The following is a 10,758-nucleotide window of genomic DNA, read 5'->3' on the forward strand; positions in this document are numbered from 1 at the left end:
TTGATGCTGTCCCACGGCAGCGCGTTGTCTTCATACTTCTCACCGGTTTCAGTATCTTCGCTGGCCGTCGGCATCAGCAGATCCGGCGTTACGCCTTTGCGCTGGGTGCTGCCGCCGTTGATGCGGTAGAACTTCTGAATCGTGTACTGCACCGATCCCAGCGCAGGCCAGTCCGGACGCAGCATCTGATCGTAGATACGATTCAGGGAACGATACTGCTGCACCGTACCTTTACCAAACGTCGGCTCGCCAACGATAAGCGCCCGGCCGTAGTCCTGCATCGCCGCGGCGAAAATCTCGGACGCGGAAGCGCTGAAGCGGTCAACCAGCACCACCAGCGGGCCTTTATAATAAACGACGCCGTCAGTATCGCTGTCTTCGCGCACCTTGCCGTTATTATCCCGCACCTGAACAACCGGGCCGGAAGGAATAAACAGGCCTGACAGGGATACTGCCTCAGTCAGCGCTCCGCCGCCGTTGCTGCGCAAGTCGATAATGATGCTGCGAACATTCTGTTTCTCCAGCTTCTGCAGCTGGGCCTTCACGTCATCCGTGAGCCCAACGTAGAAGCCAGGTATGTCCAGAACGCCCACTTTTTGACCATCGACGGTTTTAACCGACATCTTCACCGCGCGATCTTCAAGGCGGATACGCTCGCGCGTCAGGGTAACAATCCGAGTCTTGGTGCCCTTACCGGCAGGGAGAACCTCAAGGCGAACCTTGCTGCCCTTCGGACCTTTAATGAGCGCCACCACGTCATCCAGACGCCAGCCAATCACGTCTACCGGAGATTTGCCGGGCTGGCCGACGCCGACGATGCGATCGCCAACGCTAATGGCTTTACTCTTGGCCGCAGGACCACCTGCCACCAGCGAGTTGATTACGGTGTAGTCATCATCCATCTGCAGTACCGCGCCGATGCCCTCAAGAGAGAGGCTCATTTCGGTGTTGAACTGCTCGGTGTTGCGCGGTGAGAGATAGTTGGTGTGCGGGTCAATTTCATGCGCAAAAGCGGTCATCGCCAGCGAAAAGACATCTTCACTGTTGGTTTGCGCGAGGCGGCGAATAGCGAATTTGTAGCGGCGCTGAAGCGTATCGCGGATTTCTTTATCCGATTTACCTGACAGCTTCAGGCTCAGCTCGTCGTACTTAACTTTACCGTCCCAAAGGCTATTGAGTTCGGCTTCGTCTTTAGGCCACGGTGATTTGCGACGATCCAGATTAAACGTATCTTTACCGTTAAAATCCATCGGACGCTCAAGCACTTTCAGCGCGTACTGATAGCGCTCGAACCGGCGCTTCTGCGCCAGGTTATAAAGATCGTAGAAAAGGTCAAGTTTGCCGCTGCGCAGTTCGTCGCCCACTTCCGACTTGCGTGCCTGATATTTAGCGACATCATCCGCCAGCAGCACATTGTGGCTGTAATCCAGCAGGTTGAGATAGCGATCGAATATTTTCGCCGAAAAGGCGCTATCGAGATCGAACTGGCGATAGTGCGAACGGGTGAAGCGAGACGTCACACGCTCGCTCACCGTTGCATGCTGAGGCTCCTCTTTCAGAATGGGAATCTGCGAAGCCTCAGTAATATTAGTAATTTTATCAACGGCGAAAGACTGGCCTGCCAGGAGCAGCATGCCAGCGAGCGCGGTGACCTTAAATAATTTGTTCATGCCTGGCCCGGCCTCCGTTTCAGAACGCCAGATGTTCTGCGCGTACAATCATCGACATACCAGAAGTCAGCTGTACACGAACGCCATCTTTGGTGATTTCCACTACAGTGGCATCCATTGCGTTGTTGCCCGCTTTAACTTTCAGGGACTGGCCAACGGTTAATACGGATACGTCTGAGACCGGAGTGAGTTTTTCCTCACGCGCAGGCTGTGGCGCTCTGGGCGCTGCCGGTTTCGCTGCGCTACGCGGCTTGCGATCGCCCTCTTCCGGCTTGCGGCGCGGCTGAGGACGCGGCTTGCGCTCGCGGCGCGGTGCGCCTTCCTGTTCACCGGCAGCAGCGGCGGCTTCACGCTTCTTCGCCTGTACTTCGGCACGCTGAGCCTGCACGCGGGCTTTCGCCTCTTCCAGCTGCTGGCGAGCGTGCTGTACGTGCTGCTCATCCAGTTCGCCGCACGGGTTGCCGTCCAGATCGACGCGGATCGCACCCGCTTTGATGCCGTACAGATAGCGCCAGCTTGAAGTATAAAGACGCAGAGCAGAACGCAGCTGAGTTTTGCTGAGATTCATCTCACCCTCAACGCGAGCCACCAGATCCTGAAAAATACCAATTTTCAGCGGGCGCGCTTCGCCTTCAGCACTAAAACAGTGTGGAAAGCGTTCGGCCAAAAAAGCGATAACTTCTTTACTGCTATTCAACTTAGGTTGATTTTCCATGAAATTTCCTGATTACAACGGACGTAGCCAACTTTCCGCAGGCATGAACAGGCGACATTATAATGACGCTATCGGTAAATGCTACGTTAACCGTTGATTATCCTGCGACAGGCTGAAAGAATTTGTGATAGTCGGTGCCTTCAAGCAGGGACTGGAGCTGATTGACCAGCGTGCGCAAGCCCTGTTCATCCTCTGCACTAAAGCGCGAATACGCCGTGCTGTCGATATCGAGAACGCCAATAACGTGCCCATTGACGACAAGAGGGAAAACAATTTCGGCATTGCTGGCAGCATCACAGGCGATGTGCCCGTCAAAGGCGTGAACGTCATCCACGCGCTGAACCGCATTTTTTGACGCGGCGGTGCCGCAGACGCCGCGGCCAAGAGGAATGCGCACGCAGGCAATCTTACCCTGGAACGGCCCCAGCACCAGCGTATTATCCTCAAGTAAATAAAAGCCCGCCCAGTTAACGTCGGAAAGACGCTCAAAAAGCAGCGCGCTGGTATTGGCCAGCGTGGCTAAAAAACTGGTTTCACCTGCCATTAATGCCTGAAAGTCGCGGTTAAGATCCGCGTAAAACTCGGTTTTGTTCATTTTATGTTCACTTTGTGGTGCTAACCTGTCCCATTACTGGACGTTGACGCGAAGTATAATAAAATAATCATTCATTGCGCCGAGGCTCAAGTTGATTTCATTCATGTTACGATAGCGTTATACAATCATTTTAAAAACGAATAAATGGCACGAAGAGCGACCCAAATAACGCCTGGCAAAAAAATCACCGTTCACGCTATCGGGAAGCCTCTCGCCATGACGGGCTATCACCGCTGTCCGGAGTGTGACACGCTGTTCTGCTTGCCGCAGGTAAAATCCAATCAGATAGCCCGCTGCCCGTGCTGCAATGCCAAAATTCGCAGCGGCCGCGACTGGTCGCTGACGCGCCTGGGCGCAATGGCCATTGCCATGCTGCTGCTAATGCCTTTCGCCTGGAGCGAACCGCTGCTGCACCTCGACCTCTTCGGCATGGGGCTTAACGCCAGCCTGCTGCAGGGCATCTGGCAGATGACAGACCAGGGCGATCCGATCCCCGCCGCTATGGTGCTGTTTTGTACCGTCGGTGCACCGCTGGTTCTGGTCCTCTCTATCGCCTATCTCTGGCTCGGCAATACGCTGGGTATGAACCTGCGCCCGGTGCTCATTATGCTGGAAAAACTTAAAGAGTGGGTGATGCTGGATATTTATCTGGTGGGAATAGGCGTTGCCGCAATCAAAGTGCAGGATTATGCCTATATCCAGCCCGGCACCGGCCTGGTGGCGTTTGTCTCGCTGGTGGTGCTCAGCATTTTAACCCTGATTCATCTCAACATCGAGCAGCTCTGGGACCGATTTTACCCCCAGCGCCCGGCCCTGAGGCCCGATCCCGGCCTGCAAATCTGTCTTGGTTGCCACCACACCGGTTTCGCCGATTCACGCGGCCGCTGCCGGCGCTGCCACATCCCTTTACGTCACCGCCAGCCGTACAGCCTGCAAAAAAGCTGGGCGGCGCTGATAGCCTCACTGATTTTTCTGTTTCCGGCTAACCTGCTGCCTATCTCCGTGGTGTATGTTAACGGTGCCCGCCAGGACGATACGATCCTTTCCGGGATAATGTCGCTGGCCAGCAGCAATATTGCGGTGGCGGCGGTGGTCTTTATCGCCAGTATTCTGGTGCCGTTCACCAAAGTGCTGGTACTGCTGGCGCTGCTGATTTCGATTCATTTTAAGTGCGAGCGCGGACTGAAAGCGCGCATGGCGCTGCTGCGTATCGTGAAATGGATTGGCCGCTGGTCGATGCTGGATCTGTTTGTCATGGCGCTGACGATGTCGCTTATCAACCGCGACCAGCTGCTTGCTTTTACTATGGGACCCGCCGCGTTTTATTTCGGCTCGGCGGTAATATTGACTATTCTTGCTGTTGAATGGCTGGACAGCCGCTTACTTTGGGATGCACATGAGTCAGGAAACGCCCGCTATACCGACTGAAGCGCGTATTAAAACCAAACGCCGAATCTCCCCTTTCTGGCTGCTGCCGATTATTGCGCTGCTGATTGCCGGGTGGCTCATATGGACGACTTATCAGGATCGCGGCACAACGGTCACGATTGATTTTATGTCAGCTGACGGCATTGTGGCCGGACGCACGCCAGTTCGCTATCAGGGCGTGGAGGTCGGTACGGTTCAGGAAATTAGCCTCGGAAAAAATCTGAACAAAATCGAGGTTAAGGTCAGCATTAAGAACACCATGAAAGACTCGCTGCGTGAGGACACCCAGTTCTGGCTGGTCACGCCTAAAGCGTCGCTGGCGGGGGTTTCCGGGCTTGATGCGCTGGTTGGCGGCAACTATATCGGCATGATGCCCGGGGAAACGGGCAAGGAAGAGGATCACTTCACCGCCCTCGATACTCAGCCGCGCTTTCACCTCAATAACGGCGAGCTGATGATACATCTTCGGGCGCCAGATTTAGGATCGCTCAACAGCGGATCGCTGGTTTATTACCGTAAAATCCCGGTCGGTCGCGTCTATGACTACTCGATCAATACCAACGGTCGGGGCGTTACCGTCGATCTGCTGATTGAGCGGCGCTTTACTAATCTGGTGAAAAAAGGCAGCCGCTTCTGGAACGTTTCCGGCGTGAAGGCCGACGTTGGCCTGAGCGGCGCTAAAGTGCAGCTCGAAAGCCTCGCGGCCCTGGTTAACGGCGCGATTGCATTTGACTCCCCCGCGGACTCAAAGCCAGCCGACCAAAATGACGAGTTTGGCTTGTATGAAGATCTGGCCCACAGCCAGCGCGGCGTTATCGTCAAGCTTGATTTACCCGGCGGCGCCGGGCTAAAAGCCGGCTCCACCGCCCTGATGTATCAGGGCCTGGAAGTGGGCGAACTGAGCAAACTTAATCTCAATCCCGGCGGTGCGGTGACCGGTGAAATGACTGTCGATCCGAGCGTCGTCAGCCTGATGCGCGAGAACACCCGCATTGAGCTGCGCAATCCCAAAATTTCGCTGGATAATGCCAACCTCAGCTCGCTGCTGACCGGCAGCACCCTCGAGCTGATCCCGGGGGATGGCGAACCGCGCGATCATTTCGTGGTCTTGCCGGCGGATAAAACCCTGCTGCAGGAGCCGGGCGTTATTACCTTTACCCTCACCGCTCCGGACTCTTACGGCGTCGATGCCGGGCAGCCAATTATTTTGCACGGAATCAAAGTAGGCCAGGTGCTTGAGCGCAAACTGTCCGCCAAAGGGGTTACCTTCTCCGCCGCGGTGGACCCGCAGTATCGCGAGCTGCTGCACGGCGACAGTAAATTTGTGGTTAATAGCCGGGTTGATGTCAAAGTGGGCCTCGACGGCATCGAGTTCCTCGGCGCCAGCGCCAGCGAATGGATCAGCGGCGGTATTCGTATATTGCCGGGCAAAAGCGGCGCAATGAAGCCGGAATATCCGCTGTACGCCAACCTTGAAAAGGCGCTGGAAAACAGCATCAGCGATCTGCCAACCACTACCCTTACCCTTACCGCAAACTCTCTGCCTGACGTGCAGGCCGGTTCGGTTGTGCTGTACCGCAAGTTTGAGGTTGGCGAGGTGATCACCGTCCGGCCGCGCGCTAACGCCTTCGATATCGATCTTCATATCAAGCCGGAGTATCGCGATTTGCTGAAGCCTGACAGCGTATTCTGGGCCGAGGGTGGTGCTAAAGTGCAGCTGAACGGTGCCGGGCTGACGGTACAGGCCTCCCCGCTTTCCCGGGCGCTAAAGGGTGCTATCAGTTTTGATACCCTGAGCGGCGCCGGAGCAGGCAAAAGCAAGGGCGATAAGCGTTTTCTGTATGCTTCCGAAACTGCCGCCCGCGCGGTCGGCGGCCAGATTACTCTTCACGCTTTTGACGCCGGCAAGCTGGGTGCAGGTATGCCGATCCGTTACCTCGGTATTGATATCGGCCAGATCCAGAGCCTGGAACTGATCACCAACCGCAACGAGGTGCAGGCCAAAGCCGTGCTTTATCCGGAATATGTCAATACCTTCGCCCGGGCCGGGACGCGCTTTTCGGTGGTTACGCCGCAAATCTCAGCAGCTGGCGTCGAGCATCTGGATACCCTTTTACAGCCCTACATTAACGTAGAGCAGGGACGAAAAGGCGCACCGCGACGCGACTTCGAGCTGCAGGAAGCCACCATCACCGATTCACGTTACGTGGACGGCCTGAATATTGTGGTAGAAGCGCCGGAAGCCGGCTCCCTGAGCATCGGCACGCCGGTGCTGTTCCGTGGCATTGAAGTGGGTACGGTAACCGGACTGCAGCTCGGCTCCCTGTCAGATCGCGTGATGGTGGCCCTGCGCATCAGCCAGCGCTACCAGCACCTGGTGCGCAATAACTCCATTTTCTGGCTGGCCTCGGGCTATTCGCTGGACTTCGGGATTATCGGCGGCGTGGTGAAAACCGGCACCTTTAATCAGTTCATTCGCGGCGGTATTGCCTTTGCAACGCCGCCGGGAACGCCGCTGGCGCCAAAAGCGCAGGAAGGCAAGCATTTCCTGCTGGAGGATGCGGAACCGAAAGAGTGGCGCACCTGGGGTACCGCCCTGCCGCGCTAGCGCCTGGCAACCGCTGTGGCTGCCTGTATTAGAAAGTGGTGTCGCTGTGGTAAACTGCGCGCCACTTTTTTTCGATCGTGGTACGTTTCGTGGCTTACCTTCCCGATGCTTTTCTTGACCTGATGCGCGAGGCCCTGCCGCCTCATCTCTCTTTTGACGAGTTTGTCGCCGCCTGCCAGCGCCCGCTGCGCCGCAGCATCCGCGTCAACACGCTTAAAATTACCACCGCGGATTTCTTAAAGCTGGTTGCGCCCTACGGCTGGCGGCTGACGCCAATCCCGTGGTGCGAGGAGGGCTTCTGGATCGAACGCGACGACGACGAACTGCTGCCGCTCGGCAGCACCGCCGAGCACCTCAGCGGCCTGTTTTACATTCAGGAAGCCAGCTCAATGCTGCCGGTAAGCGCGCTGTTCGCTGACGATACCAGGCCCCGGCTGGTCATGGACGTTGCTGCTGCGCCGGGCTCGAAAACCACCCAGATCGCAGCGCGTATGGGCAATGCAGGGCTGATCCTCGCCAACGAATTCTCCGCCAGCCGGGTGAAAGTCCTGCACGCCAACATCAGCCGCTGCGGCGTCAGCAACGTGGCGCTGACTCATTTCGACGGTCGGGTATTCGGCCCCGCCCTGCCGGAAACCTTCGACGCGATTCTTCTTGATGCACCCTGCTCCGGGGAAGGCGTAGTGCGCAAAGATCCGGACGCGCTGAAAAACTGGTCACCGGAAAGCAACCACGAGATTGCCCTGACCCAGCAGGCCCTGATGGAGAGCGCGTTCCACGCGCTGCGTCCGGGTGGCACGCTGGTTTATTCTACCTGCACGCTCAACCGGGAAGAAAATGAGGCGATTGTCGCGCAGCTGCTGGAAGCTTTCCCCCAGGCGGTCGAGGTCGTTTCGCTAGGCGGACTGTTTAACGGCGCCGATGCCGCCCTGACGCCGGAAGGCTTTCTGCACGTTTTCCCGCAGATTTACGACTGCGAAGGGTTCTTTGTCGCGCGCCTGCGCAAAACGGCTTCGGTCCCCGCGCTGCCGGCTCCGGGTTACAAAGTCGGCAAGTTTCCATTTACGCCGGTTAAAGGCCGGGACGCGGCGGCGATTACGCAGGCCGCCGCCGCCGTCGGACTGGAGTGGAGCGACGAGCTGCAGCTGTGGCAGCGCGATAAAGAGATCTGGCTGTTTCCTGAGGCCGCCGGCGCACTGGCTGGGAAGGTACGCTTCTCGCGGATTGGCATACGGCTCGCCGAGAGCTTCAACAAAGGCTATCGCTGGCAGCATGAAGCCGTCGTCGCGCTGCCGCTCAATCCCCGCTTTGCCTTTGAGCTGAGTAAGGCCGAGGCGGAAGAGTGGTATCGCGGCCGCGACCTGTGGCCTGACGAGCCGCCCGTCCGGGATGAAGTGATTGTCACCTTTCAGGGCTATCCGCTGGGGCTGGCGAAAAAAGTGGGCTCCCGTATTAAAAATAGCTATCCGCGGGAGCTGGTACGCGACGGCAAATTATTTAACTAAAAGACGTGACGGAGTTCAAATAATAAACATCTTTGGACTGGTAATGCCCGCCGTTTTATCTACGATGAAAGTGTGACGACCAACTGGTCGTACCACATTGATGCGGATAATGGAGAGCACTATGGCCAAAACCAGCGTACGCATCGGCGCCTTCGAAATTGACGACGCCGAGCTGCACAGCGAGCAGGAAGGGGAGCGAACGTTAATCATCCCCTGTAAGTCAGACCCGGATCTTTGCATGCAGCTGGACGGCTGGGACATTGATACCAGCGTTCCCGCCTTCCTTAATGGAAAACAATCGGTTCTTTACTGTAAACACTACGATCGCCAGTCCGATGCCTGGGTCATGCGCCTCGCCTGACTCAAAAGGAACCCGCCCAAAGGCGGGTTATTTATTCCCGCCCCGCCGCTTTTCTCCTACACTCTTCTCAGGCTTTAAGGATTGAGGAAGAGATGTTCGCTCTCGTTTTGTTTATCTGCTATCTCGACGGCGGCTGCGAAGATGTGGTTCTTGACGTCTATCGTACGGAGGCGCAGTGCGTCAGGGCAATGGATGTGCAGCGGCTGCGCTACGGCGGCTGCTATCCTGTTGAAGATTATATCGATTCTTTCTGGCACCCCGCTCAGGAGTTCAGCGATTTCTGAGCAATAGCACAATCGGTTTTGCGCCCCGCTGCCCGCTTTGGTTATGATCGTTTTTGGCATTGTTGAAATGATTAATCAATCGAGCGGGATAATGAGTAAAACGGAAATTGCCCTGATAGTCCTGTTAGTGCTGATTATCGGCTTTGGCATCTGGTTCATCTTCAGCGGCGCCATCTGGGAATTTGTTAGCTATTGTGAAACGCTGCTCTACCCTGAAATCAACTCTCCGCGGTAATCCCACATAAAACCCTTCATTAAACGGGCATTATTCCCCGCAACAATATTAATATTGCAGAGGTCAATCACGACGGGGTTAGGATATATCGTATATCATACTGTGCTATCGCCTCTGTAATAGAAAATAGAAGCATGCAATCAACACAATATTAAAGTGGTTATTGTTGACGTATTGACTGCGAATTATTGGCATGAGTCTACTGCTTAAATACTATCGAACATTACTGAACTGCAGCCTTTATCCCTGCGCCGCTCGCCATAAGGCATCCGAATGCACTTTTTACTAAAACAAATGTTAAACGCTATTTTGCTGTGGTATAACAAAAACGATCGGCATTCAGAGATGCGAATGCGTCAGATCGCTTTATGCCCACAATTTGAGTCGTGCGTGACTGACGCACAAGCAGCTTGAAGTATAACGGGTATAATAAAAAAAGACCGAATACGAGTCCTGTATTCGGTCCAGGGAAATGGCTCTTGGGAGAGAGCCGTGCGCTAAAAGTTGGCATTGATGAAGGCTCGATCGCCTTGCCTTCTAAGAATAGTTGACCGTGGCAGGTTTTCCAGTATCCGGGAAAAGGGATTGCAAAAAAACCGCAAGCCAGACGGCATAAAAAGAAAAACCGCAGAGGCTATTTATGCAGCCTCTGCGGTTTTTTTATACGCTGAATTTACGTAACGCTTTAACTCAGCACAGCTTTTGCGCGCGGGCAATAAACGGCGCCAGGCTCATTTTCTTACCAGCATGCTGCGGATCGTCAATCTGAATGATGGAGATTGGCTGCGCAGTGGTTTTACCCGCTTTAACTTCCTGCTCGGCAACATCGTTGAGCGGATACTGGACCAGCGTTGAAGGGTTGATAACGTACAGGGCGTTGCCCGGCCGGCAGGTGAGCATCACTTCTTCGCGATTGAACGCCCAGCTCTCCTTGCCAACTTCAAAACGACTTACGGTGATAATCTGCGGTGCGGCCAGCGCGGACGCCGAAGCCGTGAATAAAAGAAAACTTAGAATATATTTTTTCATCATTAAGCCAGTTAGTCAGAATGGCTCCCAGGTGGCGAACAGGCTTACCGTCGCCAGAACCAGGGCACCAATAGCTATTTCCGCCTGCGTGGTGCGAACGAACAGCCGTTCAATACGCTGCCCGCCCGCCGCCAGCCTCGGTACCAGAACATACCTGTTTATCAGGGCGATGACTACCATCAGCGCCACCAGCGCACTTTTAAATAAAAGCGCCTTTCCCCAGTTCGAGGTGCCGATCAGGTCTCCCTGAATAAGCAGCGTGTTGCCTACCCCGCTGATAATAACGCCCGCGACAGCAGCATGTCCGTAGCGCGAAAAACGCATCATC

At 55.5% G+C, this 10,758-nt stretch carries 11 protein-coding genes; 6 read left to right on the plus strand and 5 right to left on the minus strand.

Annotated features, from left to right (window positions below; translation table 11 throughout):
* From prc to QZ766_RS14310, 3 genes are all read right to left on the minus strand, one after another.
* A partial coding sequence (prc, locus tag QZ766_RS14300; protein ID WP_297203043.1) for a carboxy terminal-processing peptidase occupies positions 1-1,670 on the minus strand: 1,670 nt, incomplete at its 3' end.
* Positions 1,671-1,689: 19 nt separating this feature from the next.
* On the minus strand, positions 1,690-2,385 hold the full coding sequence (gene proQ / locus QZ766_RS14305; RefSeq protein ID WP_297203044.1) for an RNA chaperone ProQ: 696 nt from the start codon (positions 2,383-2,385) through the stop codon (positions 1,690-1,692).
* Positions 2,386-2,482: 97 nt separating this feature from the next.
* The gene (locus QZ766_RS14310) at positions 2,483-2,980 is read right to left on the minus strand and encodes a GAF domain-containing protein (protein ID WP_297203045.1); all 498 of its coding nucleotides are present in this window, start codon (positions 2,978-2,980) and stop codon (positions 2,483-2,485) included.
* Between the two features lie 144 nt (positions 2,981-3,124).
* Here QZ766_RS14310 and yebS point away from each other — a divergent pair, with 144 nt between their 5' ends.
* The 6 genes from yebS to QZ766_RS14340 all read left to right on the plus strand — a co-directional run bounded on the left by yebS (position 3,125) and on the right by QZ766_RS14340 (position 9,401).
* Positions 3,125-4,408 carry a membrane integrity lipid transport subunit YebS gene (gene yebS, locus QZ766_RS14315; RefSeq protein ID WP_297203046.1) on the plus strand — a complete coding sequence of 428 codons (1,284 nt, stop codon included), beginning with the start codon at positions 3,125-3,127 and terminating at the stop codon, positions 4,406-4,408.
* On the plus strand, positions 4,377-7,016 hold the full coding sequence (locus QZ766_RS14320) for a PqiB family protein (RefSeq protein ID WP_297203047.1): 2,640 nt from the start codon (positions 4,377-4,379) through the stop codon (positions 7,014-7,016). Before yebS ends, QZ766_RS14320 begins: the two co-directional genes overlap by 32 nt.
* A gap of 89 nt (positions 7,017-7,105) precedes the next feature.
* Positions 7,106-8,521, plus strand: coding sequence for a 16S rRNA (cytosine(1407)-C(5))-methyltransferase RsmF (gene rsmF, locus QZ766_RS14325; protein ID WP_297203048.1), 1,416 nt, complete (start codon positions 7,106-7,108; stop codon positions 8,519-8,521).
* Between the two features lie 121 nt (positions 8,522-8,642).
* The gene (locus QZ766_RS14330) at positions 8,643-8,882 is read left to right on the plus strand and encodes a YebV family protein (RefSeq protein WP_297203049.1); all 240 of its coding nucleotides are present in this window, start codon (positions 8,643-8,645) and stop codon (positions 8,880-8,882) included.
* Between the two features lie 92 nt (positions 8,883-8,974).
* Positions 8,975-9,166 (plus strand): YebW family protein, encoded by a 192-nt coding sequence (locus tag QZ766_RS14335; protein ID WP_297203050.1) that lies wholly within the window; start codon positions 8,975-8,977, stop codon positions 9,164-9,166.
* A 91-nt stretch (positions 9,167-9,257) separates the two neighbouring features.
* On the plus strand, positions 9,258-9,401 hold the full coding sequence (locus QZ766_RS14340) for an Ecr family regulatory small membrane protein (protein WP_297203051.1): 144 nt from the start codon (positions 9,258-9,260) through the stop codon (positions 9,399-9,401).
* 690 nt (positions 9,402-10,091) lie between these two features.
* Here the strand turns inward: QZ766_RS14340 and QZ766_RS14345 are convergent.
* Together QZ766_RS14345 and QZ766_RS14350 are read right to left on the minus strand one after the other, a co-directional pair.
* Positions 10,092-10,433, minus strand: coding sequence for a YebY family protein (locus QZ766_RS14345; protein ID WP_297203052.1), 342 nt, complete (start codon positions 10,431-10,433; stop codon positions 10,092-10,094).
* A gap of 12 nt (positions 10,434-10,445) precedes the next feature.
* The coding region (locus QZ766_RS14350; protein WP_297203053.1) for a CopD family protein at positions 10,446-10,758 on the minus strand (313 nt) is incomplete at its 5' end.

The sequence above is a fragment of the uncultured Pluralibacter sp. genome, from assembly GCF_913775985.1.
Taxonomy (GTDB): domain Bacteria; phylum Pseudomonadota; class Gammaproteobacteria; order Enterobacterales; family Enterobacteriaceae; genus Pluralibacter.